Genomic DNA, 24851 nt, shown 5'->3' on the forward strand with positions numbered 1-24851 from the left:
TCCTATTCGCCGGCCCGGTTCAGCCAGACCACACGCCGCGCGACGACATACTGGCCCTGGGCGGCACCCTCGATCTCAAGGATGGCGTAGATCGTGTCCATATCGACGGGCAGCATGCGCAGCGTCATGTCCATGACCGCCCCCGCCATGGCCACATGGCTCTGACCGATGAGACGGGGCAGATCCTCCTGATCGCAGTCTCCGGCCCACGCCAGCACGGCTTCGTCCGGCGTCAGTGCCGGCTCGGGGATCTCGGGATGGTTGGCCTCGATCACCCAACGGCCTTCGTCGGCAAGGGTGATAGCCATCGGCTCGGTCATCTCCGCATGGTCGAGCAGCAGATCCTCGCCCAATACCCAGATCGACATGGTCTCTGTTTCGGGGGAAGGCTCCATAGGGATGACCATCCTGCCGGCATGGACGTAGCCGGACAGGTGGTCAACGCGCCAGTCACCCACGAAGTGTTCCCGCAGCCCCTGCCACGTTGCCGGCGAGGACGTTCCGCAAAGGCCCGAAATGTCGCTCGCGCGCTGCGCCAGCGCGGGAACGGCGGCGCAGGACAAAATGGCTGTCAAAACGATGACCGGTCTCATTGGATTTGTCCTCCCTGCCGCAGAACGCTAGTGCCCGGTAGCAGTGATCCGGCCTCCATCCACATCCAGAACCAGCATTTGTCGTTCGCCGGCAGTTCGGCCTGACATCGGGTAGGCCATCAGACCTGCCTCGATCACGCCGGTGAAGTGAAGTGAACCGTCATTGTCGTGGTCGATGTCGAGCATTGCCTGGCCCCCGGCCTCGCTTGACAGTCCAAGAGCGGGATTTCCGTCTTCGTCCTCGAGCCGCAGTTCGAGAAGACTTGTGGTCCCATCGGCCACCATCACCATCAACCGAACGGAACCGATGCCCGATGGCACCTCCTGCGGTTCGGCAAGAATCCGCAGAGAGCCAATGCCTTCGCTCTCGAAATGGTATTCTGACCGCTCGGCGTCGATCCGCCATGAAACAGGCGTCTCTTCCAGAAACCCAGTCATATCCCCACCCGGCTGATCGGCCAACACAGGCGCGGACAGGCAGATCGCAATTAGGGAAAGCGCCGCGGTCCTCACTGCAACTCACCCAATACGGCTTCAAACGTCAGGCTAACGCTGAGAGTATCGTCGGGATCAGGATTTCGAAGGGCAATCCGGTCCACACTGGTTAGAACACCTTCCACCTGGCCCGCGATAGCCAGCACACCGCCTTGGTGCGAGGCGCTCGTAATTGTCAGGGAGAGTTCATCGTCCAGGTCCGCACGGTAAATGCGATACGGATCGGTATCGAGAATTGGGATATCGATTTCTGCGGAAAAGAAGTCACCATCGAGATCGCCAATCCACTCTGCGCCGAGGGACAAGCTGCCCAGGCCGCGCTCTCTCAGTGCCGGTGCTTGAAAATAGATCGAAAAACTTGAAGACGTGAAGTCGGACTGCTCTGTCCAGACCGACAGTTCTATCTCTTCGCCTGCGATCGTCCCTGACGCCGCTCCCCCCGGTTCTGCAGCGATGACGGGTACGACAAGGGCGAGAAAGCCAAATGCAGCGATGGCTGATCTGAGCATGGTCGTGAGTGCTCCCGATTCTTTGAAATTGTCGTAGTTCATTCGCCGAGCGTGATCATCGCGCGTCCGAGAACGCTCTGGCTTTGAAGGTCGAGAAACCGCACTTCGTATTGTCCCGGCTCGTCCGGGAGCTTGATTACCGTTTCGGTTTCGTCGCCCACGTGATCGACTGTAATCCAGGTAAAGTCGGGCGCATCAGCTCGTGCCAGCGCCACGCGCCGGTCGGCATCGCCAGCTTCGATTGTCCACGAAACTGTAACGATATCGCCCGGCCTTGCTGTACCAGGAACCATAAGCCCGGCACCCTCGTCTATCGGCGCATCCGCCGCCAGCACCTCGAGCGGTCGCCGGGCCATGACCCGATCGCCGCGGTCCAAATGGTAGCGGATTTCATAGGCACCAGGCTCCGCGGGTGCAGTGAACGTGGCCTGATCTTCGTCCTGAATACGGCGATAGCCACTTTGCTCGCCGTCCGGTGTGCCGCCGGGAACGATGGCTATGTAGTCGCGCGGATGTATGGCACCGGTCCAGGATAGCGTGATCTCGGCGCCGGCCCGCGCCCTGTCCGGTCCGTCAAGCGAAACATTACCATCCATCACCTCGACCGGGGTGCGGGCGAGCACACGATCCCCCGCGTCCAATTGCAGGCGCACCTCATAGAGGCCAGGCTCGGCAGGCGCGCGAAGCTCGCCTTCGCTCCGATCTTGCATGCGATCGTAGTCGGCATAGGTGCCGTCCGCCGAGCCGGCGGGAACGATCGTGACGTAGTCGCGCGGGTGCAGGCCCTCACCCTGCCAGGTGACCGGGAACGCCGAACCGACAACGACCTGGGCCGACGCGGAAACCGTGACCTCTGCATCGACCACCTCGACCGGGGTGCGGGCGAGCACGCGGTCCCCCGCGTCCAATTGCAGGCGCACCTCGTAGAGGCCGGGCTCGGCAGGCGCGCGAAGCTCGCCCTCGCTCCGACCTTGCATGCGATCGTAATCGGCATAGGTGCCGTCCGCCGAGCCGGCGGGAACGATCGTCACGTAGTCGCGCGGGTGCAGGCCCTCACCCTGCCAGGTGACCGGGAAAGCCGACCCGACAACGACCTGAGCCGGCGCGGAGACAGCAACCTCGGCATCGACCACCTCGACCGGGGTGCGGGCGAGCACGCGGTCCCCCACGTCCAATTGCAGGCGCACTTCGTAGAGGCCAGGCTCGGCAGGCGCCCGCAGCTCGCCCTCGCTCCGACCTTGCATGCGATCGTAGTCGGCATAGGTGCCGTCCGCCGAACCGGCGGGAACGATTGTCACGTAGTCGCGCGGGTGCAGGCCCTCGCCCTGCCAGGTGACCGGGAATGCCGACCCGACAACGACCTGGGCGGGTGCGGAGACCGTGACGTCGGCATCAACCACCTCGACCGGGGTGCGGGCGAGCACGCGGTTCCCCGCGTCCAATTGCAGACGCACTTCGTAGAGACCGGGCTCGGCAGGTGCACGAAGCTCGCCTTCGGTACGGTTCTCCAGCCGGTCATAGTCCGCATAGGCTCCGTCTTCGGCGTCGGCGGGGACAATTGTCACATAATCACGCGGAGCCAGACCCTCACCTTCCCAGCTCACCGTAAACGCGGAGCCAACCAAGGTTTGTGCAGGGCCGAAGACCTGGGCGGTGGGCTGTTGCGACGTGATGGGCGGGAAAATGGCGTGGACATTGCGCGCGCTGTCCAACGCCAAACTGGCCTCGGTCTGCGAGAAGTCGTCCTGCGCCGTCGAATGGACCGTCACGATATAGTCGCCGAACGGCAGATCCGTGATGAAGGGGTTCGCGGTGCCGGTCTGCACCATGTTGAACGAAGTATCCGATATCTCCCAGATCACCTCGCCGGACAGAAGCGGAAGCTCCAGTGGCGCTGCTGGCCGCTCCCAGATGGTCTCGTCGCCGATCTCCTCGCCTCCGAGATTTGCGGTGAAGGTGAAACTCCCTGAGGCCGGCGCGGCAGTGACCTCGCGCAAGGCTTGGTTGAGTTCCTGGGCATTGTCGGCAGTCAGGAAGCGGCCGCCGGTTTCCTCGGCGATGCATTGCATCTGCAACAGGGCGTCGGCTTCGCCCCGCACATCGAAGCCAATGACATGGGCGGTAAAATCTACGCCCGCTTCTTCCAATGCGCGGGCGGCGGCGCAGGGATCAGGATTGCAGGTCTCGATCCCATCGGAAACCAGGATCACCGTCGCCGCCTGTTCGGTGTGGCGCAACGCCTGAGCCGCGGTGACGACGGCATCGGTCATCGGGGTCATGCCCCGCGGGTTCAACCCTTCAACGATGCCGGCGATCTCTGCCGCAGTGCCGGGCGCGGGTTCGACCAAGGTTTCGATATCCGCGCATTGCCCGCGCTCGCGATGGCCATAGGTGACGAAACCGAGATTCTGATCGGCGGGGAAATCCGACACAATGTCCCCGACGACATCGCGCGCGATGGTGATTTTGTTTATCCCATCGATCTGCCCCCACATCGACCCCGAGGCGTCCAAAACAAGGATCGTGCTGGGGCGCTCCTGGGCAAGCGCCGCCGGCGCAAGGGCGGATGTCAGGGCGATAAGCCCGGCGGTCACAAGAGATCTCATGCGGCTTCTCCATCGCGCGCTGTCCCGAAGCGGGCATCGGCGCGCTCTTTCAGCTTGCGGAAATGTGAGGACATCTGCTCCAGCCGCGCATCCCACTCAGGGTCGGGCTCCTGGCCATCGGTGATCCTGAAATAGACCTGTATCAGGCAGGTGACGGCGAAGGGCTCGAGAAAGGCAGCCTTGACGCTCCAGGCGAACAGCAACGCGAAAACGAAGCCGCCCGCCGACCAGGCGCCGGGCATGACGTAGACCAGTGCCGCTGCCGGGGCGAGCATCACGAGGAAGATCAGGAAGGCGAGACCATAGGTGAAGAGCGTCAGCCAGGCGGCGTTCCGGAGCATCGCCTTCCAGTTCTGGCCATATAGCACCAGCGCCTCGCGTGCGGATCCCCAGGGATCGGTCGAGCGGGTGCGGATGGCATGGGCGAGGATCACCTCATCGATGAAGCCCACCGCCACGCGCAGGAAGGCCTGCACAATGCCCATCAACTGCCGGACATAGGGGATCGGCAGGATGGACAATACACCGCGCACAAGGCCGATGACGGCGCGAATGACTCCCTTGACCAGTTGGTCCAGCGCGAAGAGCAGTGAGGCCTGGCCGAAGCGCCCCTTCACCACGGCCGTTGCATGGGCGATCTGGCCGCGTCCTTCCGGCAGGGGCTTGCCGTCAATCAGTTCGACAAGAACCGCGACATGGCCTGCCTTGACGATGTAGAGAATGTATTCCCGAAGCCAGTACATTACAGCGCCGGTCAGGCCAAAGCCGGCAATGCCGCCCCAAGCCATCGCGGTCGCGCGGAACTCGTCATCCCCGAAGGCGCCAACGCCCCAGCCGACCCCGATACCGGCGCCGGTGGCCAGAATATAGGCCAGTGTGATTCCGAAATAGACGGCGGCACGCAGGAGCACGAAAGGCAATGTTCGGCCCAACAGTCCGAGAGCTTGTCCGATATTGAAATCCCACATGGCTCCGGTTCCTTTTGGGGCAATCAGCTTGAAGGTTGAGATGCGGGGGCAGTCTGTTCGCCCCCGAAATGGCGTCGCAGCCAGGCATTGATGTCATTGGCGACCTGCCCAGGTCCATCGCCCGATACGCCCCAACGTGACAACGGAACCCGTGTTGCCGGGCGGGTGTTGCGAAAAACCAGAACCACCTTCGAGGTGCTGCGGTCCTCTCGCGAGGTATGGCTGCGGTCAAGTTCGGCACTGTCGAGCGCCTCGAGCGGATAGTCCCGCTGACGCGTGCCGAGGCGCGATGTCCGGATGATGCTGACCAGCCCCGACCCTGCGTCCAACCTGAGCCGTGTGCGCTCGGACAGGGCGATATATCCCGCGAGAAAGGCCCCGTTCAGCCCGACCAGCAGCACCAGCGCGGTCAGGATTTCTCCCCCGATCAGATTGGCCAGCCCGATCAGGGTGATCGGCAGGACAGGCAGCATGACGAACCACAGGATAAAGCGCGGTATCGCCAGTTCCAGTTCCAGTCGTTCGGGCGTATTCGTCTCAATACTCATGACGGGTTTCCCTTTCCCTGGCGGGAAAGCCAGCCATTGACGACGCCCGTCAGATGCGCCACCTCTTCGGGATCCGGGCGGAACATGGGCACTATGATCTCGCGCCGCTCTGGTCCCGATCCGCAAATCAGCACCAGCCGGGTCTCATCGTTTCCTGCCGCCGTGCCATAGTGCGCGATGCTTTCCAGCTTGTGCAGGTCCGAGAGTGCGAATGTCTCTTCACGCCGCCCGCGCAATGTGGTCACACGCAGCCGGACAAGACCGGCATGCCTGTCCAGGCTCAGTTGAGTCAGCTGCACCAACTCGTGCATGTAGAGCCAACCGATCAGGCCCACCACGGCAAGCACGATGATCCCCGTTCCGGTCGCACCATCCCCGATGGCTGCCAGGCCCGCCGCGATCGCCACCAATATCACCGCCGCAGCAATCACCGCCCGCCGGACCGGACGATTCTCGATCTCCAGCACGCTGTCGGAGATTTGCGTCACGCGCAGCGGATCAGCCAGAAACTCGGCCAGTGTCATGGGCCTGCACCCAACGACGTGTCGATCCGCCCCTCGACGTCGCGACAGTCGTCCGGGGCATCCCGGCGGCATAGGGTTGCCGCAAAGCTGGCCTGGATGCGGCCTTCATCCTCAAGATCCAGCAGGTCGATCGACATCTGCGGCGGCTCTTCCTCGCTTTCCCAGACCGCGCCCGCCATCGCCCCGCGATCGGGCCGCATGTCGATGGTCAGACCGGCGGGCGGCGTATCTCCGGAAGGCTTGCCGTGAAAGATCAGGCCGATAGAAATGCTGCCGTCACCAAGTGCATGCAGTTCGATCATGGTCAGCGGGCCGATATCGGTGATCTGCACCATCGCCGAGCCATCATCCTGACGCATCACCTGCCAGTTCAGTTCTTCACCGTCCAAGTTTGCCCCGATCTCGCCGATGGCGTCCAATGCACCAGCGGGGGTTGCGATTCCGAGGGCCAGGACAAGCGGGACAAGCACCTTCATTGGCATTCCTATCGGCTGATCAGCTGTTCGCGGACGCCCCGCGCCGAATTGCGTTTTGTTCCCATCGCCTCATTGGCCGAGAAGAAACTGATGATCCCGTCCGAGCGCCGCGCACCGGTGCCGAATTGCCATTCGAATTGCGGCGCCGAGGCAATCTGGCAATCCTGAACCAACGCCCATTCCCAAGGCTCCGCGCCGGGCTCGGAACCCGTTGAAGTCAACATATAAAACTGCGGGTCCATTGCCTCGCCACGCACAAAGTCAAAGCGCAGCGGCTTGTTGCCACCTCGAACCGGCACCAGTTCGGTCTGAATGCCGTCCGAACCCAGATACAATCGGTTGCGGTTCCGATCATAAATGATCTCGAAGGTGCTCTCCTGAACGCCTATTGCCACACTCGTTCCGATGGCGGCTTCGGTCCACGTTCCCGCGATCAGCGGACCAATCTGTCGCAGGTCAAAATTACCGGCGCGATGGACGTCTGCGTGGCAGACCGGGTTGGACGGTTCACCGGCCAGTGCTGAGGTTGCCGTAGCGATCAGCAGCAGGGCCGCAGTTCGGGCAAAGGCGGGTCCAGCCATCTCAGTCAAGCTCTTCAAGCCGGGTGTCGAAGCTGAAGGTGACGGGCCGGGTTTCGGATGAGGGGCCGCCACTGACTTGCCCGGTGAGCGTGCCCTTCAAGGCGACAATCCCGTCGCCCGGCGTGAATTCCTCCAGGGTCAGTGTCAGGCTGTCCTGATCGCCGGTCCAATTCCGTCCCATGTCGCGCGCAAAGGTGATCGTCAGCGCCATTTCGCCGGGCGCGGGCAATTCGCCATTGATCGTCAGTTCCAGATTGACCGGCCCCTGATCGCCCTCCATCTGTGAGGCAAGCAAGGAGGCATCGGCATAGTTGCCGATGATCGTCGCGCCGGACAATTCGGGGGCAACAGTCAGCTCCAGCGGCTGATCGCCAAAACTGCCGGTAACCAGCCCTCCAGGCTCGTCGGCCAGCGCCGGCAGCGCCAGAAGACAGGCCAGAACAGGTATGCCCGCTCTTCGCATGGTCGAGAAGATGGTCAAGCGTAGATCCTCCTGCTGTTTGATTCCGAGTTTAGTTCTGCTCAAGACTGGCCGCCCCATTCGTTTGAACGGGGAACATGTAGTCTCCTGTGATAGAGTTCAGTCCGGAACCTGGTTTTCATTTTGGGTTGTGGTGATGAGCTTGCGGTATCACATCGTTCAGACCGCGTTGATGACGGCACTTGTGTTCATGGCCGTACCAGCGGCTGCCGAGGACGTCCTGCTGACCCTGACCGGCGCGGTCACGGACGGCAGAGTGGAGATGACGCGCGCGGATTTCGATACGATGGACTGGCATGAGTTTTCGACATCGACCAGCGTCACAGATGGCAGGCCGGAGTTCCGCGGTGTGCTGATGCGAGACGTCCTCGCCCATGCCGGAGCCGAGGGAAGTAGTGTGCGCGCGACAGCGTTGAACGACTATGTCGTCGATATACCTGTCGAGGATTTTCACCGGTTTGATGTTCTAGCCGCGCTTTACATGGATGACGTGCCTCTGACCCCGCGTGACAAGGGTCCAGTCTGGATCGTCTATCCGCGCGACAATCACGGCGTTCTGGCCGATATACGGTATGACATGCGATGGGTCTGGCAGCTTGTCGCGCTGCATGTGCAATGACCGGCACAGGCGGGCGGGCCCGCTATCTGTGGCTTGGTGGGCTGGTGGCGATCTGCCTGGGCCTGTTGGCGCTGGCTGCGTGGCAGCTTGTGGTGCTGGAACGCCAGATGCGCATTGCCGCAACCGAGAACATGATCTGGGTCTTTGGCCAGACGCAGATCGAGGCCTTGAACCTTGCGCTGGCGCTCTCGGATGAGGCAGCGCCACAACAGATCCAGACCCGTTTTGATATATTGGTTTCGCGGCTGACGCTGTTGGAAGATGGGCCGCAACGTCGCTTTCTCGAGAATGCGGGAGTGTCCGAAACACTTGCACGCTGGCGCAGTGGGCTTCTGGCGCTTGACCCCGCGCAAGGTGCCGATCCGGCCGCGCTGCGGGCACATGTCACGGCGCTGGTCGCTGCACTAAGGACCAAGGCGAGTCTGGTGATGTCCCATGAATGGCAGAGTCAGGCCACGCGCCTGGACAGCCTGAGGCACCTGCATTTGCTTGCGCTGATGTCAGTGCTGGGGGCTGCTGTAGCGGGATTGGGGCTGGTGGCAATCCTGATCGATCGTGAGAGGCGGCTGATGAGCGGACAGCTGGACCACCTGCGGGCTGAGAAGCTCGCCAGCGATCTGGAACGCGAACGCGAAACCTCCGAGAACCACCGCCGGTTCGCCGACCTGATTGCCCATCAGTTCCGCACGCCGCTAGCCGTAATCGACAGCGCGATGCACCGCCTGACGCGGCGCAGCGGCGGCCCGGTTCCACCAGAACTGATCTCGGAAAAGGCGGCGGTGTCCCGTGAGGCGGTCGCGCGGCTCGTGAAGTTGACAGATACCGCATTGATGATGTCCCGGCTGGAACGCGATGCGGTTCTTCCTAGCCTGCGCGCCCATGACCTAAACGATCTTGTATCTTCAGTCATTGATGACCTGATGGCGACGGCGTGGGACCGCGACCCGGCCCGTATTCGGCAGTCGGTGCAAACAGAACCAACTGTCGCGCTGTGCGATCCGATGCTGACCGCCGAAATCCTGTCCAACCTCCTGCGCAATGCGCTCTTGTATTCTCCGCCCGATTGCCGCGTCGATGTGAGTGTTTTTCAGTCGCGGGACTGCATCGTCTGTCGGATCGAGGACAGAGGGAGGGGTATGTCGCCCGAAGAGATTGAGTGTGCTTTTGACAGGTTCTACCGAGGCAGCGGGCACGAGACTTTGCCCGGCTCCGGATTGGGGCTGACGCTTGCGCGCGATCTGGCGCGAATACAGGGAGGAGACGTGACCTTGACGCAGCGTGACGGGGGAGGCCTGACAGCCGCGCTTTACCTGCCGAAGGATGACGTCGCATGACCGCGCCACTGATCCTGTGTGTCGAGGATGAACCATCCCTGCGCGACGACATCGCCTTCGAACTGCACGAGGCCGGTTACATCGTGAGCGCCGCCGGAGATGCGCGCGAGGCGCTGGCCTGTCTGGAAAGGCAGCGCCCCGATCTGATCCTCTGTGACATCCTGATGCCCGGCATGGACGGCAAGAGGTTCATGTCCCATTTGCGCCGGACGAGACCCGATCTTGATGACGTGCCCTTTGTCTTTCTGACTGCCCTGTCCTCGCGCCAGCAGGTAATCGATGGGCGCATGGCGGGGGCCGACGATTATGTGACCAAGCCCATTGATTACGACCTGCTTCGTGCCACCGTTGAAGCGCGCCTGAACCGGATGCAAAGGTTGCGCGCAATGCCGGGAGATCGATCTGGCCTGGCCGCCCTCGACCGCCTGGCTCTTGGCGTGGTGCTGCTCGATGCCAATGGCGGCGTGGTCCATGCCAATCCTCTGGCCCAAAGCTTGTCGGGCGCGGCCGGAATCTCGCTGAGTGGGCGTTTTGCCGCCAGCGGCGAAAATGGCCGGAAGCTGTCCGCGTTGATCGCAGGGTTGGCCCCGGGGAAAGGGATGGCGCCGACGGGGTTGCGCTTGGACGATGGGTGCCAGCTCATGATTATCGGGATGTCGCTGCCAGCGCACTCGCACCATGATGAGGCGGTCGCCATGCTGATACTGAGCGGCACAGACAGCAAACCTCCTATGGACACTGCGACGCTTGGCCAGTTGTTCGGCCTGACGCCGATGGAAGCCCAGGTCGCGTGTTTGTTGGCAGAAGGGCTGCGCCGCAGCCAGATTGCAGACCGGTTGGCGATCTCGGGCACGACCGTCGCATTCCATCTGCGAAACATCTTCTCCAAGACCGGCGTGCAAAGGCAGGCGGAACTGGTGGCGTTGATTCTGTCAGTACCACTGGCGCAGCCGGTGACCTGAGTGAAGCGGCGCATTGAATATCTGTAAGTGCCGTCTCCGCCCCATTGGGTTTTCGCTTGCGGTCGGGATCGCTCGGCGTATCCGGCTGCCGCTTTCGCCCTTGTGCGCGCTCAGAATGAGCGTAAGCTCCCGGTGAGGACCGTCTGACGCTGAAGGTGGGATGGATGTAGGAGGCTGAAGCTATGGACACCCATAGCTTCAGTTCCCAAGTCGAGGTTCTCTCGGTGACCGATAGTGGTCGGCGGCGTCGCTGGTCGGCTGCCGAGAAGATCCGTATCGTCGAGGAAAGCCTGTCGCGCCCGCGCAGCGTGGCGCTGACGGCGCGGCGTCACGATATCTCTCGCGCGTTGCTGACGCGCTGGCGGAAGGACTATCGCGAGGGCCTTCTCGGAAATGAGCCTGCCCTGACCTTTGCGCCGGTGATGATTGCTGCCGAACCTGTGCCTGTATCGGTATCACCTGCGGCAGAGCTGGAGATCTCCGATGCCGTCACAGTCGCGATCACACTGGTGAATGGCCGGCACCTCGTGGTTCCTGCGGGAATTGACCCGGTCATTCTGGCGCGGCTGCTTCCGGTGCTGGACAGCGCATGATCGCCTTTCCGGCGGGGGCGCGCGTGTGGATTGCAGGCGGGGTGACGGACATGCGGTGCGGGATGAACAGCCTGGCGCTGAAGGTCCAGCAGGGCCTGGGTCGCGATCCGCACGGTGGCGAGATCTTCTGCTTCCGGGGGCGCAAGGGTGACCTGATCAAGGTGTTGTGGCACGACGGGGTCGGCATGTCGCTGTATCTGAAGCGGCTGGAGGCGGGGAAGTTCATCTGGCCGGTGAGCCAGAATGGCTCAGCCGTTCCGGTTTCGGCGGCGCAGCTCGGCTATCTTCTGGAAGGAATCGACTGGCGCAATCCGCGCTGGACGCAGCGGCCTGCCTCGGCGGGTTGATAGCCAAAATACCCTTGTTTTATTGGACTATTCCGGGGTTTCGTGATAGGTCTTCGGCATGTCGGAGACCACCTCGGAGATCGCTGTTCTGCGCGCCGCACTCGCCGCGGCAGAGGCTCGCGCATCTGCCGCAGAGGACGCCTTGGTCGCCGCCAAGGGGGAGTTGACCCAGGTTCAGGCGATCGTCTCGGCCTCTGAAGACATGATCCGGCACCTCCGACTGCAGATCGCCAAACTCCGCCGCGAGCAATATGGCCATGGTGCCGAACGCCATGCCCGGCTGATCGAGCAACTGGAGATGCAGCTCGAAGACATCGAGACCGACATTGCCGATGACCGGGCCAAAGCCGAGGCGACGGGCCCGAGGGCGATGGTCGCGGCCTTCGAACGCCGCCGCCCAGCCCGCAAGCCGTTCCCCGGGCATTTGCCCCGCGAGCGCGTCGTGGTTAAGGCGCCGACTTCCTGCACTTGCTGCGGGTCCTCGCGCATCGTGAAGATGGGCGAAGACATCACCGAGACGCTGGAGGTGATCCCGCGGCAGTGGAAGGTCGTGCAAACCGTCCGCGAGAAGTTCACCTGCCGCGACTGCGAGAAGATCAGCCAGCCGCCAGCGCCGTTCCACCCGACACCCCGGGGCTGGGCCGGCCCGAACCTGCTGGCCATGGTGCTGTTCGAGAAGTTTGGCCAGCATCAGCCCCTGAACAGGCAGGCCGAGCGCTATGCGAAGGAGGGCGTCGAGATCAGCCTTTCCACCCTGGCCGATCAGGTCGGGGCCTGTGCCGTGGCGCTGCAGCCGATCCACGATCTGATCCGCGTCCATGTCCTTGCGGCAGAACGATTGCATGCCGATGACACAACCGTGCCGCTCATGGCCAAGGGCGGCACGCAGACGGCCCGGCTCTGGACCTATCTACGCGATGATCGGCCCTTCGCAGGCGAGGCGCCGCCAGCGGCCCTCTATTACTTCTCAACCGACCGACGGATGGAGCACCCGACACGGCACCTGGCGGACTGGACCGGCATTCTCCAAGCCGATGCCTATGGTGGCTACAACGGCGTTTACGACGCGGGCCACAAGCCTGCCCCGGTGCGCAGGGCACTGTGCTGGTCCCATGCCCGGCGCAAGTTCTTCGAACTGGCGGATATCAAAGCCACAGCCCGCAAGGGCAAAAAGGTGGCCGTAGAGATCTCGCCCATCGCGCTGGAGGCCGTCAAACGCTTCGACGCCATCTTCGATGCCGAGCGCGAGATCACCGGCCTGACCGCCGAGGCCCGCCATGACGCCCGTCAGCGGCTGGTGCGCCCGATGGTCCAGGATCTGCACAACTGGTTGCGGACCGAACGCGCCCGAATGTCGAAGCACAACCCCGTCGCCAAGGCGATCAACTACATGTTCGAGGAGGACGGCCGCTGGGACGCCTTCACCTGCTTCCTCGATGATGGCCGCATCTGCCTGACGAACAATGCGGCCGAACGTGCCCTCCGCGGCATTGCCCTCGGCCGCAAGGCTTGGCTCTTCGCCGGATCTCCGCGCGGTGGCGACCGCGCCGCCTTCATGTACTCCCTGATCGTCACGGCCAGGATGAATGACGTCGACCCGCAGGCCTGGCTGGCCGATGTCCTTGCCCGGCTGCCGGACATACCCCTGTCGCGCCTGCCGGAACTTCTTCCCTGGAACTGGTCGCAAATACCGCAAAGGAGGGCCGCATGACCCTGATCGCCCGCCTCCGGATCCTTCTGAACGACGTCGATCCTCAGCCGATGCGCCATATCGAGGTGCCGCTGAAGATCAGGCTCGACCGGCTGCATGAGGTGGTCCAGGCGGCGATGGGCTGGACGGACAGCCATCTCTACGAATTCCGGGCCGGTGGCGCCGGCTGGGGCGTGCCCGGTCCGGACGGATTCTACGACGGCCCGATGCCCGCGAAGAAGGCGACGCTGCAGAAGGTGCTCGAGGATACCGGCGTCAGGACGCTCCAGTATGTCTACGACTTCGGCGATGACTGGGACCACAGCATCCGGATCGAGCGGGTCACCGAGGCCAGCCCGGGCGTGACCTATCCAAGGCTTCTGAAGGCCAGCGGGGCCTGCCCGCCCGAGGATGTCGGCGGTGCTCCGGGCTACGAGGAATTCCTCGAAGCCCTCGCAGATCCGGACCACGAGCAGCACGACGACATGGTCGGCTGGTCAGGTGCATCCTTCGATCCCGAAGATGCCAGGATCGACAGGATCGTCGAACGCTTTGACCAACTCGCGAAGAAATGGTCCCCGCGGCCCGGCAAGCCCAAAGCACCCAAGCCCACTCCCTGAGCACGGACACCCGTCCGCGGCCTACGCCGGATGGTTACGAATGAGCTCACTGGGGACACCCGGATGAGCTCATTGTGAGGAGTGGGGCGCCGCGGCGTAGGCCCAGGGCATCAACGCATCAATGTCCTTGTCGAGATGGCCGTTGGCGAGCTTGGTGAAGAGATCGCGCAGGTAGGCGTAGGGCTCGACACCGTTCATCTTGCATGTGCCGATCAGGCTGGCGAAGCGTGCCCACGAGCGCCCGCCGTCGTCGTGCCCGGCGAACAGCGCGTTGCGGCGGTTCATGGCCGGGCTGCGGATCGCGTTCTCGACAAGGTTGGAGTCCATGTCGAAGGCCAGTAACCGACGGCTGAACCCCACATTGCTTGGCTGACGCGCTGCTGCGCAGTCTTTTCCCATCGACCGGTGGGAGTGCGTTTCGCAATGTGTGCCAAGAATTCGTTTCTCACGTCTCTGGGCGTCGAGATCTATGCATCGGGGCATCGCCGGTGGCCGACTGAGGTGAAGGCTTTGGTTGTCGCCGATACGCTTGAGCCGGGTGCCACGGTGAATGCTGTTGCAGATCGGTATGGTGTGCAGCCGAACCAGCTATCGGCGTGGCGGCGGCTGGCCAAGCAAGGCAAGCTGGTGCTGCCATCTGCACCAACCGACGAGCCGGTCTTTGCCCCGCTGGTGGTCTGCGATCCGGCGCCAGCACCACCTTCCTGCGACAGGCGGCCGGCTGAAGAGCAGATCCGGATCGTGATCGGCGAGGTGAGGCTCGAGTTGGCCGCGGACACGTCTGCCGTTCGGCTGGCCGAGATCGTCCGAGCCCTCGGAGCAGCGCCGTGCTGATGTCGTCGCAGGGCATGCGGATCCTGGTGGCGACCAAGCCGGTGGACTTCAGGAAGGGGCACGACGGATTGGCGGCACTGGCGCAGTCGATGTTGGCAGAGGATCCCTTCACCGGCACGATATTCGTGTTCCGCTCCAAACGCGCTGACAGATTGAAGATCCTGTTCTGGGACGGCAGTGGGCTGGTGATGGTCTACAAGCGCCTCGAGGCCGACAGCTTCACCTGGCCCGCCGTTCGGGACGGTGCCATGACCTTGAGCCGAACGCAGTTCGAGGCGCTTTTTGCCGGCCTCGACTGGCGCCGGGTCCGGCCTCTGGAAACGCCAAAGCCGGCCGTTGCAGAATGACTTAAACAATAGAAAAGACGGGCAATATCAAGTGGACCGAGCTATGATTGTGACATGTCCGCAGCCCCGTCCATCGACCTGTCCGCCATCCCTGAAAGCCAGCGTGCAGCTGTGCTGGCGGTGCTGCGCGAACGGGACGCGCTGCGGGAAAGCAACCGGCGGCTGGAGCATCTGATCGCCGAGTTGAACCAGGCCGTGCATGGCAAACGCTCGGAAAAGCTGAACGACGACGAGCGCCAGCTGGCCTTCGAGGATCTCGAAGCTGCCGTGGCCGAGGCCGAGAGCCGGCAGGATGCGGAGGCTGGCCCCCGCACGCCTTCGCGTAGAGCCGCACGCCGCACCGCGACGGCTGCCCGGTCTGCAATTCCGATTGGACTAGCGGTGCTGGTGACGTGACGCCGTTCCTCGACATGGTGGGCTAGCAGGTGAAGAACAGCATCGCGCGAATCCTGCGCTTCCTCGGGATCCTCCGGTTCGATCTACTCACCGAGAGTACGCCGATCCCCGTACCAAACGTAGTCCTCCTAATAAAACAACTTGTACCAGACGGTTTTGCAATTTTCAGAGTCGCGGCTTAGCGTCCATTAGACGAACTTACGTGTTGTCTTCCGTATTCACCGCGTCGCGGGCAGAGATAGGCCGGCCTCTATCTTGCCCACCTCGTTCCCGGTGTCGTGGCAATCAATGCATGCAGAAAATGACACCTCGTGATTGACGCATCGCAGGAGCCCGCCTAAGTATGTTTGTGACCGATCACTAACTAACGAGGTGCCCCGTGCGAAAGTCAGCGGAGCTTCGCAAGGCCGAGATCGTGGCCACCGTGCTCGACCTGGCCGACGGGATCGGGCCGGACCGGGTGACGACGGGGGCGGTCGCGTCGCAGATTGGCGTCACGCAGGCCGCGCTGTTCCGGCATTTCCCGACCAAGGACGCGCTGTGGCAGGCCGTGGCCGAGCATGTGGCCGAAGGGCTTGCATTGGCCTGGGATGGGGGCCTTGAACCTCGGCGACGGGCCGCTTGTCCGGCTGCGTGCGCTGATCGCCGCGCAGTTCGCGCAGATCGCCGCCACCCCCGCCCTGCCGATGCTGCTGTTTTCGCGTGAGTTGAATGTCACCAACGCTGAGCTGCGCGCCACCTTTCACGGTAGGCTCACGACCTTCCACGGCCTTCTGGCGACGGAGATCAGAACCGCGCAGGAAGCAGGGGTTCTGCGCGGCGACATGCCCGCAAACGATGCGGCGGTGCTGCTGACCTCGCTCGTGCAGGGCGTGGCGATCCGCTGGGCGCTCGGCGCCCGCGATTTCGATTTGCGAGCCGAGGGGCTGCGCCTGTTCGACGTACAGTGCCGGCTTCTGGCCGCGGAAGGAAAATAGACGATGCGGCGCATCTGGCTATCGGGTCTTCTTCTGGCGGCGGCTGTCGCTGCCGGCTTTCTGTTCTTCACCGAACGCCCCCTGACGGTGGCGATCGTTCAGCCCGAACATGATGTGGCCCTTCGCATCTACGGGCTCGGCACTGTCGAGGCGCGAATACTCAGCCGCGTCGGCTTCGAGGTGGGCGCCGCCCTGACCCGGCTTTCCGCCGATGCCGGGGACAGTGTGGCCAAGGGGCAGGAACTGGCCATCCTTCACTCTGCCGAACAGGAAGCGCGCGTTGCCCGCGCCGGCGCAGCGGTGACAGCCAACGAGGCCAATCTTGCCAAGGCCGATGCCGCGGTCGTGCGCGCCCGCGCCGTCCTGGCGCAGCGCGAGGCGGCGAACCGCCGCCAGCAGGGACTGGCGCTGCGCGATGTCGCCTCGGTCCAGCGCGCCGAGGAGGCGCAGCGCGACGAGGATGTGGCCCGCGCCGATCTGGCCGTGGCCGAGGCGGATGTGGCGGTGATCCGGGCACAGGGTCTTGATGCGGCGGCGGCGCTGCGGCAGGAGGAAGCCCTTCTCGCCCATCACCGGCTGGTCGCGCCCTATGACGCGCTGATCGTCGCCCGCCATGCCGAGCCGGGCACGGTGGTGAAGGCCGGCGATGCGATCTTCACCCTGATCGACCCGGCCACCGTCTGGATCCAGGCCTATGTCGACGAAGAACGCGCCGGTCAGCTTGCCCTTGGCCAACCCGGCACCATCCGGCTGCGCTCGCAGCCCGCGGCCGAGTTTCACGGCACCATTGCCCGCATCGGCATCGAAAGCGACCGGGTGAACGAGGAACGCCGCGTCTGGTTGACCTGCGCCGACTGCCCCGCCGAGATGTTTCTTGGCGAACAGGCCGAAGTGCGCATCCTGACCGGCACCCGCGCGAGCGCACTGATGGTGCCCGAGGTCGCCATCACCGGCTTCGACGGCCATCGCGGCACGGTCTGGACGGTGCAGGATAGCCGCCTTGCGCGGGTGGGGCTGACCTTCGGCGCCCGCGATGATCGCGGCCGCGTCGAGGTCACGGGCGGCCTGCCCGAAGGAGCCGCCATCGTCACCAGCCCGCCGAAGGGCGCCGCAGAGGGCCGGCGCGCCCGCGTCGGCGAGGCGCCATGAACCTCGCGCTCAAGGACATTCGCCATGGCCTGTTCCGCTTCGTGCTGACCTGTTTCGGGCTGGGGCTGTTGATGACGGTCGTGCTGGCGATGATCGGTATCTATAACGGCCTCGTCTCGGACGCGCTGGCGGTGGTGAAGGCGCCGGCGGCGGATGTCTGGGTGGTGGAGGCCGGCACCAAGGGACCGTTCGCGGAAGCCTCCAGCATTCCCGCCGACACGCGCGATGCAGTGGCGCGGATGCCCGGCGTGGCCGAGGCCGGCGCGGTGAACTACCAGAACGTCGAAGCGGCCCACACCGGGCAAACGCTGCGTCTCTACGTCATCGGATACGAGCCGGGGCGTCCGGGCGGGCCGCAGGCGATCGCCGAGGGGCGCGGCATCGGCGCCGGCCATTTCGAACTGGTGGCCGACCGCAAGACCGGCCTGCTGCCGGGCGAGACAATCCGGCTCGGGCGCGACCGCTTCACCGTGGTCGGGCTTGTGGAAGGCGCGATGAACTCGGGCGGCGATCCGGCAGTCTATGTGACGCTGGCCGACGCGATGGCGCTGCAAACCGAACTCGACCCGGCGGCCCAGCGGGTGCAGACCGCGCGTGGCGCAGTTTCCGTCAAGTCCGCCTCGGTCGCCACCATAATTGCCCGCATGTCGCCGGGCGCCGATGTCGATCTGCTGACCGCCACCGTGCGCCAGTGGAAGCACCTCGCCGCGATGACCCAGGTCGAACAGGAGGAGCTGCTGCTCGCCTCGGTGGTCGACAAGGCGCGCCGCCAGATCGGGCTGTTCCTCGGCATCCTGCTGTCCGTCAGCGCCGTGGTGATCGCCCTCATCATCTACACGATGACCATGGAGAAGCTGAAGCAGATCGCCACGCTGAAGCTGATCGGAGCCCCCGACCGCACCATCATCGCGCTGATCGTGCAGCAGGCGCTGATCCTTGGTGCCGCGGGCTGGGGGATCGGGCTGATGCTGATCCTGACGGTGAAGGACTACTTTCCCCGCCGCGTGGTGCTGGAGCCGTTCAACGTCATGGTCCTTGCCGGCATTATCGCCGCCGTCTGCCTTCTATCCTCGGCGCTCGGCGTGCGGGCGGCGATGAAGGTCGACCCGGCCACCGCGCTCGGAAGTTGACCGACATGGCGCTCGGCGACATCCTCATCAAGGTCTCGAACGTGGCCAAGCATTTCGGCGAGGGCGAAACCCGCGTCGATGCCCTGCGGGCGGTCGATCTGACCGTGCGGGCCGGCGAGGTGATCGCGCTGCTCGGCCCTTCCGGTTCGGGCAAGACGACGCTGCTCAACATCATCGGCTGCATTCTCGCCCCCTCGGGGGGACGGGTGGTGCTGGACGGTGAGCCGGTGTTCGACGGCAAATGGCTGCGGCGCGACCTGAGGCGGCTTCGTCTCGACAAGATCGGCTTCATCTTCCAGAGCCACAACCTGCTGCCCTTTCTGACAGCGCAGGAGAATGTCGCTGTCGTGCTCGATCTTGCCGGCCGCCCCACCGAGGAGGGCCGGGCGCGGGCGCGCGAACTGCTGGACTACCTGGAAGTCGGCCATCGCGCGATGGTCAAGCCGGCGCTGCTGTCGGGTGGCGAAGCGCAGCGCGTGGCGATTGCCCGCGCGCTGGCCAACCGTCCCCGCATCATCCTGGCCGACGAACCCACCGCCGCGCTCGACGGCGCGCGCGCCGGGCTGGTGATGGACCTCATGCGCAAGCTCGCGGTCGAACAGGAAGCCTGCATCGTGACAGTCACCCATGACGAAAAGATCTTCGACCGTTTCGACCGCCTGATATACCTGCGCGACGGCCGCCTCGCCGACGCCTGATCCGGAGACATCTCATGCCCGCAAGAACCCGCGCCCTGGCTATCGCCGCCGCCGTCGCAGTGATCTTCGGCCTGCTCACCCTCGTCTCGGGCGGCAGGGCGCTGTTCGGCGGCGTCGATATGGGCGCAGTGGTGCCATTCGTGCTGTGGTTCAATTTCGGCGCGGGCTTTGCCTATGTTCTGGCTGGGATCGGCCTGTGGCGCGGCGCGGGCTGGGCACCGATGCTGGCGATTGCCATTGCCACGGCCACGGTGGCCGTCTTCGCTGCCTTCCTGTGGCATGTCGGTGCCGGCGGCGCATGGGAAGCACGCACCATGGGCGCGATGATCCTGCGCAGCGCCATCTGGATAGCCATCGCGGCCTTTGCATTGCGGTGCCATAAGCCATCCGATTGATCCACTCACCCAGCCAGCGATGGCGGCTGCCAGCCGCGACCTCGTCCGCCAGGAGCCCGACATGAAGCGCTTTCCACCCGTTGACCTGTCACTGACCCTTTCGCTCGTCACCGTGCTCGGCATGGCGATGGCGGCAGCCGGCAGATGGCTGCCCAGCGGAGCTTTCGACGCTCTGGAGCTACCGGGGCTGGTGCTAGTCTATCTGGCTGGCGGCCTGCCCACCGGCTGGCGCGCGCTGTCGGAACTGTGGCGCGCGCGCGTGCTTGACATCGACCTGTTGATGATCGTCGCGGCAATCGCCGCCGCAATCGTCGGCGCCCCGTTCGAGGGTGCGGTGCTGCTGACGCTGTTCAGCATCTCGACCACGCTGGAGGAACGCGCGCTTGGCCGCGCCCGCCGCGCCATCGAGGCGCTGATGGCGCTGCGCCCCGAGACCGCCTTGCGCAAGACCGCCAACGGCGCTGTCGAGGAAGTTCCCGCCGAGGTGCTGGCCGTCGGCGATGTGGTGGTGCTGCGCCCCGGCGCCCGGGTGCCCAGTGATGGCGTGGTCGTCACCGGGCGCGGCGGCATCGACGAGGCCAACATCACCGGCGAATCCATGCCCGTGTCAAAAGAGGCCGGTGCGCAGGTGTTCGAGGCCACGATCAATCTGGACGGCGTGCTGGAGGTCGAGGTCACGCGCAGCGTCAGCGACAGCACCATCGCCCGCATGATCCGCCTGGTGACCGAGGCGCAGGCCGCCCGCGCACCCTCAGAGCGGTTCAGCGAATGGTTCGGCCAGCGCTACACGGTCGCGGTGCTGGCGGGTGCGGTGATCGCCTTTGCCACGTTCTGGTGGCTGGGCGGCGACTGGGAACTGGCGCTTTACCGCGCCGCCACGCTGCTGGTCGCCGCCAGCCCCTGCGCCATCGTCATTTCCGTCCCCGCCGCGATCCTGTCGGCCCTGTCGGCGGCGGCGCGCGGCGGTGTTCTGTTCAAGGGCGGCGGCGCGCTGGAGACGCTGGCCGAGGTCGATATCTTCGCCTTCGACAAGACCGGCACCCTGACCACCGGCCGCGCCGAGGTGACGGAAATCGTCGCGCTGGATGGCGACGAGGCCGGGTTCCTGTCGCTGCTGGCGGGGCTGGAGGCGCATTCCGAGCATCATATCGCCGCCGCGATCCGCCGGGAAGTTGCCGCGCGCGGGCTTGATCCAGCAATCGTTGCCGATGTGAACGCCCGGCCAGGCATCGGTATCGAAGGGGCCGATGCACTTGGCCCGGTTTGGGCGGGCAATGCCTATCTTGCCGAGGACATGAAGGCTGCAACGGATCACCCCGCGTTGCAGGCGCTGGCGGATGGCGCCAATACGGTCGTCTATCTGGGTCGCGGCGCCACCCTGCTGGGCGCCGTCAGCGTAGCGGACGAGGCACGGGCCAGTTCCGCAGGGGCGATCACGGCCCTGCGCGACAGTGGTGTCCGCCGCATCGTCATGATGACCGGGGATCGCAGGCCGGTGGCGCTGCGCATCGGCGCCCGGCTTGGGCTGAGGCCCGAAGAGACTCACGCCGAAATGCTGCCACAGGACAAGGTTCGCGCGGTTGGCGAACTGGCCGCAACCGGCCGCGTTGCCTTTGTCGGCGACGGCGTGAACGACGCCGCGGCGCTGGCCCGCGCCGATGTCGGCATCGCCATGGGCGCGGCCGGGTCCGAGGTGGCGCTTCAGGCCGCCGATGTGGCGCTGCTGTCCGAGGATATGGAGCGGCTTGCGGACGCGCACCGCCTGTCGCGCCGAACGTCAAGGGTGATCCGGCAGAACCTGACCTTCGCCATCGGCGCCATGGTGGTTCTGGTCATCGGCGGGCTGTTCTTCGATCTGCCGTTGCCGCTGGTGGTGATCGGCCATGAAGGCGGCACCGTGCTGGTGGTGCTGAACGGGCTGCGGTTGTTGTCGGACCCGATCCGCCGGCCGAAGGCGTCTGTTGCCGGACAGGCGCCGACGGGTGTCGCGCGGCCGGCCTGACCCGTGGGGATGCGCTCATCCCCGAAAGACGCGCTGATGCGGAAACGCGCCCTTTTCCAGATAGGCCTCCTCCTCGGGCGTCGATCTGCGGCCAAGGATGGCGTTGCGGTGCGGGTGGCGGCCAAAGCTGGCGATGATGCGGCGTACCTGCCCCGCTTGATCGACGAGCGAGGCATAGAGCGGCCGCAACGGCGCCGGCGCGCGGGTGGCGATGTCGCGGCGCAGGGCGATCAGCCGGTCGATGCGGGCCAGATGCTCCGGCCCTTCGGCATGGCCCAGCGGCTGCGTGAAGGTAATCTGGAACCAGGACAGGCCAAGCGCTGTCCAGTCGCCATTGTCCAGCCCGGCCTCGGCCTGCGCCAGCGCCTCCGTGTCTTGCGCCCAGGCCCGCGCGCTGCCCCGCCACAGCGAGCGCGGAAACTGGTCCAGCACCACGATCAGAGCCAGCCGGCCCTCGGGCGTGGCGGACCAGTGGTCCAGCCCACCCGCCGCGCCACGTTCGGTCAACGGGCCAAAGCGGGCCGCAATCGCCCCATCCGCACCGCCATGCATCCGCCAGCGCCACAGTTCGGCATGGCGGTCCGGGTCGATATCCAGCGCGCGGCCCTCGGGGAACCAGAAATCCAGAACCTCACCGATCTGTCTGGCATCATTGCTATCGGTCATGTCATCCCCCATGAAAACGCCCCCGCGCCATGGGCACGGGAGCGGAATTGTAGATGAGGCACAAGCGCCTAGGCGGTCGCGGGCACCGCTGCCGGCACAGGTCGGCGCCCGCCGAGCCCGCGCGGGACGCGCAGCAGGCGCATGGCGTTGGCGATCACCACCAACACCGAAAGCTGGTGGATCAGCATCCCTTCGGCCATATGCACGTCGCCGTTGAAGACCCCGAACAGCAACCCCGCCACCGTCAGCAGCGCGATGACAAGGTTCTGGCGCATGTTGCGCAGCGTCGCGCGAGAGATCGCCATGGCCTCGGGCAGCTTTTCCAGATCGTCACCCATCAGCGCGATGTCGGCGGTCTCGATCGCCACATCGGACCCCGCCGCGCCCATCGCGATGCTGGTGTCGGCAGCGGCCAGCGCCGGGGCGTCGTTGATGCCGTCGCCGATCATGGCGACATGGCGGCCCTCGGCCTGAAAGCCGCGGATCAGGTCCAGCTTGTCCTCGGGCAGCAGGCCGGCGTGGACTTCGGTGATGCCGATCTCGGCGGCGATGGCGCTTGCGGCCTGCGGCTGGTCGCCGGTCAGCATGGCGATGCGGCTGACGCCGATGTCGCGCAGCCGGGCGATGGCGCCCTTGGCCGAGGGCCGGGGCTGGTCGGAAAGGCCAAAGATGCCCGCGATCCGCCCGTCCAGCGCCACGATGATCGGCGTGCGCCCGCGTTCCAGAACCCCGGCCATGGCGGCCTCGGCCTCGGGCTCAAAGCCGATGCCCAGCTTGTCGAACAGGCGCCGGTTGCCGGCCGCGACCTGCCGGCCCTCATGGTTGACCACAAGGCCCATGCCGGCAACTTCCTCGACCGCCTCGGGTGCGGGAATGTCACCTTCGGCCCGGCCGGCGACGACGATGGCTCGGCCCGACGGTGTCACTTCATCTGCTGTATGTGGCTACGGGGCGTCTGTCCGGTTATTTGCTGGAAGTAGGTGGTGAAGGCGCTATCGCTGGCAAAATCCAGCTCGGAGGCGATTTCGGTGACCCTTCGCCCGCTTGCCAGCAGATCCACGGCGCACAGCAGCCGCCAGGTGCTGCGCCACAGTTGGTAGCCCATGAAGCCGCACTTTTCCAGAAGGCAGGGCAACGTCTTCGCCAGCACGTAGGTGGACAATTGGTCTCAGAACTGAGCTTCGAGGTCGCTGCGGCCAGCGGGCGTGCTAGGATGAAGTGCTGGGGGGCGCGGGCGTGATTCCGGGTTTTCGGGATCGGTCCGGCTCGATGCAGTTCTCAGCGCGAGGAATGAGGCCAAGTGCCGAAGCAGATGGACGAACCAAAGAAGCATCACTACATCCCGGCCTTCTACCTTCGGGGTTGGGAGCGACCCGAGACTGGGAAGCTGGTCGAGTTTCGGAAACTCCCCGGGAAGCTGGCCATCAAGGAGGTCACAGCCCAATATACCGGCTTCCAGAAGCTGCACTACAGCTATGCGTCCGATGACGACGCCGGCATGGACCACACGTTTGAGAGCGAATACCTAAGCTCCCTCGACAATGACGGCGCCAACGCTCTGAGAGCGATCAACGAACCGGATCCTCAATTTACAGACGAGGTGAAGGTGACCTGGTCGCGGCTGATGGTCTCGCTGATGACGCGATCGCCCGAGGACGTAGACGCTTTCAAGAAGTGCTTAGAATTCGTGCACGCAAATCCAAGCCCCTTGCGTCAGCGCCTCATCGCAAGCATGTGCGAGGAGTTGGATATTGATCCTCGGGAGTCGGAAGAGGTTATGGCGAGCCTCCGTCCTCACGACATGTCGTTCACCGCCTTAAAGGCCCTCGGACACTTGATGGAATGGAACAAGCTGATCCCTGTCCTTTGCGCGATGACTTGGCGAGTCCGAGACCTTCAAGGTGCGAAAAACACGCTCCTGATCTCCGACCGGCCAGTGCTCAACAACCAAGAGCTCGCTATGCCGTCGGGCCTGCTCGCAATGCCGGTGAGTCCAACCAGACTGCTAATCCTGCACGGGTCCAAGTCGTCCGACGCCGATCATCTGCGGTATTCCTCGGAAGATGTCGCCGCCCGAAGCTGCAACCAGTTGATTGTCGAAGCGGCGCGTCAATACGTCTGGTCGACGTCCCAGGATCAGGAACGCTTTGTCGGCAACAGAATTGGTAAGAAGAAGGAATTCAGCGTCAACGAAATCGCGCTGCTGGCGACGGAAAAGGTCGACGAGCCGCTGAGCATCCAAGACTTTCTGAAAGCGGCGAAACTTGCCGGCACGATGGGTTGACCGTCGGCGCAATAGGGCGAACCGGAT

The 24851-nt window shown here is 64.6% G+C and carries 31 protein-coding genes and 1 pseudogene; 18 read left to right on the forward strand and 14 right to left on the reverse strand.

Annotated elements, in window-relative coordinates; genetic code table 11:
- Nucleotides 1–2: 2 nt before the first annotated feature.
- From ACNKFW_RS19805 to ACNKFW_RS19850, 10 genes are all read right to left on the reverse strand, one after another.
- Complete coding sequence (locus ACNKFW_RS19805) at nucleotides 3–593, reverse strand: hypothetical protein (RefSeq protein ID WP_011749584.1); 591 nt, start codon at nucleotides 591–593, stop codon at nucleotides 3–5.
- Nucleotides 594–620: 27 nt separating this feature from the next.
- Nucleotides 621–1031 (reverse strand): hypothetical protein, encoded by a 411-nt coding sequence (locus ACNKFW_RS19810; RefSeq protein WP_128493044.1) that lies wholly within the window; start codon nucleotides 1029–1031, stop codon nucleotides 621–623.
- Nucleotides 1032–1102: 71 nt separating this feature from the next.
- A complete protein-coding gene (locus tag ACNKFW_RS19815) occupies nucleotides 1103–1639 on the reverse strand; it encodes a hypothetical protein (protein ID WP_011749582.1) in 537 nt (178 codons plus the stop codon).
- Nucleotides 1636–4203, reverse strand: coding sequence for a vWA domain-containing protein (locus tag ACNKFW_RS19820; protein WP_353430116.1), 2568 nt, complete (start codon nucleotides 4201–4203; stop codon nucleotides 1636–1638). Before ACNKFW_RS19820 ends, ACNKFW_RS19815 begins: the two co-directional genes overlap by 4 nt.
- On the reverse strand, nucleotides 4200–5171 hold the full coding sequence (locus ACNKFW_RS19825; protein WP_231000334.1) for a hypothetical protein: 972 nt from the start codon (nucleotides 5169–5171) through the stop codon (nucleotides 4200–4202). Before ACNKFW_RS19825 ends, ACNKFW_RS19820 begins: the two co-directional genes overlap by 4 nt.
- A gap of 23 nt (nucleotides 5172–5194) precedes the next feature.
- Entirely contained in the window at nucleotides 5195–5719 is a 525-nt protein-coding gene (locus ACNKFW_RS19830) for a hypothetical protein (RefSeq protein WP_011749579.1), read from the reverse strand.
- Complete coding sequence (locus tag ACNKFW_RS19835; RefSeq protein ID WP_011749578.1) at nucleotides 5716–6243, reverse strand: hypothetical protein; 528 nt, start codon at nucleotides 6241–6243, stop codon at nucleotides 5716–5718. The genes ACNKFW_RS19830 and ACNKFW_RS19835 overlap by 4 nt, the downstream gene beginning before the upstream one ends.
- Entirely contained in the window at nucleotides 6240–6719 is a 480-nt protein-coding gene (locus ACNKFW_RS19840) for a hypothetical protein (protein ID WP_011749577.1), read from the reverse strand. The genes ACNKFW_RS19835 and ACNKFW_RS19840 overlap by 4 nt, the downstream gene beginning before the upstream one ends.
- Before the next feature lie 8 nt (nucleotides 6720–6727).
- Nucleotides 6728–7300 (reverse strand): hypothetical protein, encoded by a 573-nt coding sequence (locus tag ACNKFW_RS19845; RefSeq protein WP_011749576.1) that lies wholly within the window; start codon nucleotides 7298–7300, stop codon nucleotides 6728–6730.
- Between the two features lies 1 nt (nucleotide 7301).
- A complete protein-coding gene (locus ACNKFW_RS19850) occupies nucleotides 7302–7781 on the reverse strand; it encodes a hypothetical protein (RefSeq protein ID WP_011749575.1) in 480 nt (159 codons plus the stop codon).
- A gap of 136 nt (nucleotides 7782–7917) precedes the next feature.
- Between ACNKFW_RS19850 and ACNKFW_RS19855 the strand changes: the two genes are divergently transcribed.
- From ACNKFW_RS19855 to ACNKFW_RS19885, 7 genes are all read left to right on the forward strand, one after another.
- Complete coding sequence (locus tag ACNKFW_RS19855) at nucleotides 7918–8400, forward strand: molybdopterin-dependent oxidoreductase (RefSeq protein WP_083539298.1); 483 nt, start codon at nucleotides 7918–7920, stop codon at nucleotides 8398–8400.
- Entirely contained in the window at nucleotides 8397–9734 is a 1338-nt protein-coding gene (locus tag ACNKFW_RS19860) for a sensor histidine kinase (RefSeq protein WP_188128711.1), read from the forward strand. The genes ACNKFW_RS19855 and ACNKFW_RS19860 overlap by 4 nt, the downstream gene beginning before the upstream one ends.
- Nucleotides 9731–10696 carry a response regulator gene (locus ACNKFW_RS19865; RefSeq protein ID WP_072463932.1) on the forward strand — a complete coding sequence of 322 codons (966 nt, stop codon included), beginning with the start codon at nucleotides 9731–9733 and terminating at the stop codon, nucleotides 10694–10696. The genes ACNKFW_RS19860 and ACNKFW_RS19865 overlap by 4 nt, the downstream gene beginning before the upstream one ends.
- A 182-nt stretch (nucleotides 10697–10878) precedes the next feature.
- Entirely contained in the window at nucleotides 10879–11289 is a 411-nt protein-coding gene (gene tnpA / locus ACNKFW_RS19870) for an IS66-like element accessory protein TnpA (protein WP_120441954.1), read from the forward strand.
- Nucleotides 11286–11636, forward strand: coding sequence for an IS66 family insertion sequence element accessory protein TnpB (tnpB, locus tag ACNKFW_RS19875; RefSeq protein ID WP_112312267.1), 351 nt, complete (start codon nucleotides 11286–11288; stop codon nucleotides 11634–11636). The genes tnpA (ACNKFW_RS19870) and tnpB (ACNKFW_RS19875) overlap by 4 nt, the downstream gene beginning before the upstream one ends.
- Nucleotides 11637–11694: 58 nt before the next feature.
- The gene (gene tnpC / locus ACNKFW_RS19880) at nucleotides 11695–13347 is read left to right on the forward strand and encodes an IS66 family transposase (protein ID WP_418024717.1); all 1653 of its coding nucleotides are present in this window, start codon (nucleotides 11695–11697) and stop codon (nucleotides 13345–13347) included.
- Nucleotides 13344–13946, forward strand: a complete 603-nt coding sequence (locus ACNKFW_RS19885) for a plasmid pRiA4b ORF-3 family protein (protein ID WP_418024716.1) — start codon at nucleotides 13344–13346, stop codon at nucleotides 13944–13946. The genes tnpC and ACNKFW_RS19885 overlap by 4 nt, the downstream gene beginning before the upstream one ends.
- A 69-nt stretch (nucleotides 13947–14015) precedes the next feature.
- Here ACNKFW_RS19885 and ACNKFW_RS19890 read toward each other — a convergent pair.
- A pseudogene (locus ACNKFW_RS19890) lies at nucleotides 14016–14276 on the reverse strand (transposase domain-containing protein); the annotation flags it as partial.
- Between the two features lie 93 nt (nucleotides 14277–14369).
- On the opposite strand from ACNKFW_RS19890, the gene tnpA (ACNKFW_RS19895) reads away from it, so the two are divergent.
- The 10 genes from tnpA (ACNKFW_RS19895) (at nucleotide 14370) to ACNKFW_RS19940 (ending at nucleotide 21874) form a co-directional block, all read left to right on the forward strand.
- Nucleotides 14370–14780 carry an IS66-like element accessory protein TnpA gene (tnpA, locus tag ACNKFW_RS19895; protein WP_041530340.1) on the forward strand — a complete coding sequence of 137 codons (411 nt, stop codon included), beginning with the start codon at nucleotides 14370–14372 and terminating at the stop codon, nucleotides 14778–14780.
- Complete coding sequence (gene tnpB / locus ACNKFW_RS19900) at nucleotides 14780–15127, forward strand: IS66 family insertion sequence element accessory protein TnpB (RefSeq protein ID WP_074810654.1); 348 nt, start codon at nucleotides 14780–14782, stop codon at nucleotides 15125–15127. The genes tnpA (ACNKFW_RS19895) and tnpB (ACNKFW_RS19900) overlap by 1 nt, the downstream gene beginning before the upstream one ends.
- Nucleotides 15128–15181: 54 nt before the next feature.
- Nucleotides 15182–15523, forward strand: coding sequence for a transposase domain-containing protein (locus tag ACNKFW_RS19905; protein WP_418025749.1), 342 nt, complete (start codon nucleotides 15182–15184; stop codon nucleotides 15521–15523).
- 460 nt (nucleotides 15524–15983) lie between these two features.
- A complete protein-coding gene (locus ACNKFW_RS19910) occupies nucleotides 15984–16229 on the forward strand; it encodes a TetR family transcriptional regulator (RefSeq protein ID WP_418025878.1) in 246 nt (81 codons plus the stop codon).
- Complete coding sequence (locus ACNKFW_RS19915; RefSeq protein WP_418025751.1) at nucleotides 16123–16500, forward strand: TetR family transcriptional regulator C-terminal domain-containing protein; 378 nt, start codon at nucleotides 16123–16125, stop codon at nucleotides 16498–16500. The genes ACNKFW_RS19910 and ACNKFW_RS19915 overlap by 107 nt, the downstream gene beginning before the upstream one ends.
- A gap of 3 nt (nucleotides 16501–16503) precedes the next feature.
- Complete coding sequence (locus tag ACNKFW_RS19920) at nucleotides 16504–17649, forward strand: efflux RND transporter periplasmic adaptor subunit (protein ID WP_011749564.1); 1146 nt, start codon at nucleotides 16504–16506, stop codon at nucleotides 17647–17649.
- The gene (locus ACNKFW_RS19925; RefSeq protein ID WP_011749563.1) at nucleotides 17646–18779 is read left to right on the forward strand and encodes an ABC transporter permease; all 1134 of its coding nucleotides are present in this window, start codon (nucleotides 17646–17648) and stop codon (nucleotides 18777–18779) included. Before ACNKFW_RS19920 ends, ACNKFW_RS19925 begins: the two co-directional genes overlap by 4 nt.
- Before the next feature lie 5 nt (nucleotides 18780–18784).
- Nucleotides 18785–19477, forward strand: a complete 693-nt coding sequence (locus ACNKFW_RS19930; protein WP_011749562.1) for an ABC transporter ATP-binding protein — start codon at nucleotides 18785–18787, stop codon at nucleotides 19475–19477.
- Between the two features lie 14 nt (nucleotides 19478–19491).
- The gene (locus ACNKFW_RS19935) at nucleotides 19492–19872 is read left to right on the forward strand and encodes a hypothetical protein (protein ID WP_011749561.1); all 381 of its coding nucleotides are present in this window, start codon (nucleotides 19492–19494) and stop codon (nucleotides 19870–19872) included.
- A 61-nt stretch (nucleotides 19873–19933) separates the two neighbouring features.
- The gene (locus ACNKFW_RS19940) at nucleotides 19934–21874 is read left to right on the forward strand and encodes a heavy metal translocating P-type ATPase (protein WP_073067838.1); all 1941 of its coding nucleotides are present in this window, start codon (nucleotides 19934–19936) and stop codon (nucleotides 21872–21874) included.
- A 15-nt stretch (nucleotides 21875–21889) separates the two neighbouring features.
- Here ACNKFW_RS19940 and ACNKFW_RS19945 read toward each other — a convergent pair whose 3' ends face one another.
- The 3 genes from ACNKFW_RS19945 to ACNKFW_RS19955 all read right to left on the reverse strand — a co-directional run bounded on the left by ACNKFW_RS19945 (nucleotide 21890) and on the right by ACNKFW_RS19955 (nucleotide 23702).
- Entirely contained in the window at nucleotides 21890–22540 is a 651-nt protein-coding gene (locus ACNKFW_RS19945; protein WP_128493043.1) for a DUF924 family protein, read from the reverse strand.
- 68 nt (nucleotides 22541–22608) lie between these two features.
- The gene (locus ACNKFW_RS19950) at nucleotides 22609–23466 is read right to left on the reverse strand and encodes a heavy metal translocating P-type ATPase (protein ID WP_418025754.1); all 858 of its coding nucleotides are present in this window, start codon (nucleotides 23464–23466) and stop codon (nucleotides 22609–22611) included.
- Entirely contained in the window at nucleotides 23463–23702 is a 240-nt protein-coding gene (locus ACNKFW_RS19955; protein WP_418025756.1) for a helix-turn-helix domain-containing protein, read from the reverse strand. Before ACNKFW_RS19955 ends, ACNKFW_RS19950 begins: the two co-directional genes overlap by 4 nt.
- A gap of 138 nt (nucleotides 23703–23840) precedes the next feature.
- Between ACNKFW_RS19955 and ACNKFW_RS19960 the strand changes: the two genes are divergently transcribed.
- Entirely contained in the window at nucleotides 23841–24824 is a 984-nt protein-coding gene (locus ACNKFW_RS19960; RefSeq protein ID WP_418025758.1) for a DUF4238 domain-containing protein, read from the forward strand.
- Nucleotides 24825–24851: the final 27 nt, after the last annotated feature.

Origin of the sequence: Paracoccus sp. TD-10 (assembly GCF_048270675.1) — a bacterium.
GTDB lineage: Bacteria > Pseudomonadota > Alphaproteobacteria > Rhodobacterales > Rhodobacteraceae > Paracoccus > Paracoccus pantotrophus.

Coding starts and splice junctions, on each gene's coding strand:
- ACNKFW_RS19805 (WP_011749584.1), bottom strand. CDS start 593: ATGAGACCGGTCATCGTTTTGACAGCCATTTTGTCCTGCGCCGCCGTT.
- ACNKFW_RS19810 (WP_128493044.1), bottom strand. CDS start 1,031: ATGACTGGGTTTCTGGAAGAGACGCCTGTTTCATGGCGGATCGACGCC.
- ACNKFW_RS19815 (WP_011749582.1), bottom strand. CDS start 1,639: ATGAACTACGACAATTTCAAAGAATCGGGAGCACTCACGACCATGCTC.
- ACNKFW_RS19820 (WP_353430116.1), bottom strand. CDS start 4,203: ATGAGATCTCTTGTGACCGCCGGGCTTATCGCCCTGACATCCGCCCTT.
- ACNKFW_RS19825 (WP_231000334.1), bottom strand. CDS start 5,171: ATGTGGGATTTCAATATCGGACAAGCTCTCGGACTGTTGGGCCGAACA.
- ACNKFW_RS19830 (WP_011749579.1), bottom strand. CDS start 5,719: ATGAGTATTGAGACGAATACGCCCGAACGACTGGAACTGGAACTGGCG.
- ACNKFW_RS19835 (WP_011749578.1), bottom strand. CDS start 6,243: ATGACACTGGCCGAGTTTCTGGCTGATCCGCTGCGCGTGACGCAAATC.
- ACNKFW_RS19840 (WP_011749577.1), bottom strand. CDS start 6,719: ATGAAGGTGCTTGTCCCGCTTGTCCTGGCCCTCGGAATCGCAACCCCC.
- ACNKFW_RS19845 (WP_011749576.1), bottom strand. CDS start 7,300: ATGGCTGGACCCGCCTTTGCCCGAACTGCGGCCCTGCTGCTGATCGCT.
- ACNKFW_RS19855 (WP_083539298.1), top strand. CDS start 7,918: ATGAGCTTGCGGTATCACATCGTTCAGACCGCGTTGATGACGGCACTT.
- ACNKFW_RS19860 (WP_188128711.1), top strand. CDS start 8,397: ATGACCGGCACAGGCGGGCGGGCCCGCTATCTGTGGCTTGGTGGGCTG.
- ACNKFW_RS19865 (WP_072463932.1), top strand. CDS start 9,731: ATGACCGCGCCACTGATCCTGTGTGTCGAGGATGAACCATCCCTGCGC.
- tnpA (WP_120441954.1), top strand. CDS start 10,879: ATGGACACCCATAGCTTCAGTTCCCAAGTCGAGGTTCTCTCGGTGACC.
- tnpB (WP_112312267.1), top strand. CDS start 11,286: ATGATCGCCTTTCCGGCGGGGGCGCGCGTGTGGATTGCAGGCGGGGTG.
- tnpC (WP_418024717.1), top strand. CDS start 11,695: ATGTCGGAGACCACCTCGGAGATCGCTGTTCTGCGCGCCGCACTCGCC.
- ACNKFW_RS19885 (WP_418024716.1), top strand. CDS start 13,344: ATGACCCTGATCGCCCGCCTCCGGATCCTTCTGAACGACGTCGATCCT.
- tnpA (WP_041530340.1), top strand. CDS start 14,370: ATGTGTGCCAAGAATTCGTTTCTCACGTCTCTGGGCGTCGAGATCTAT.
- tnpB (WP_074810654.1), top strand. CDS start 14,780: ATGTCGTCGCAGGGCATGCGGATCCTGGTGGCGACCAAGCCGGTGGAC.
- ACNKFW_RS19905 (WP_418025749.1), top strand. CDS start 15,182: ATGTCCGCAGCCCCGTCCATCGACCTGTCCGCCATCCCTGAAAGCCAG.
- ACNKFW_RS19920 (WP_011749564.1), top strand. CDS start 16,504: ATGCGGCGCATCTGGCTATCGGGTCTTCTTCTGGCGGCGGCTGTCGCT.
- ACNKFW_RS19925 (WP_011749563.1), top strand. CDS start 17,646: ATGAACCTCGCGCTCAAGGACATTCGCCATGGCCTGTTCCGCTTCGTG.
- ACNKFW_RS19930 (WP_011749562.1), top strand. CDS start 18,785: ATGGCGCTCGGCGACATCCTCATCAAGGTCTCGAACGTGGCCAAGCAT.
- ACNKFW_RS19935 (WP_011749561.1), top strand. CDS start 19,492: ATGCCCGCAAGAACCCGCGCCCTGGCTATCGCCGCCGCCGTCGCAGTG.
- ACNKFW_RS19940 (WP_073067838.1), top strand. CDS start 19,934: ATGAAGCGCTTTCCACCCGTTGACCTGTCACTGACCCTTTCGCTCGTC.
- ACNKFW_RS19945 (WP_128493043.1), bottom strand. CDS start 22,540: ATGACCGATAGCAATGATGCCAGACAGATCGGTGAGGTTCTGGATTTC.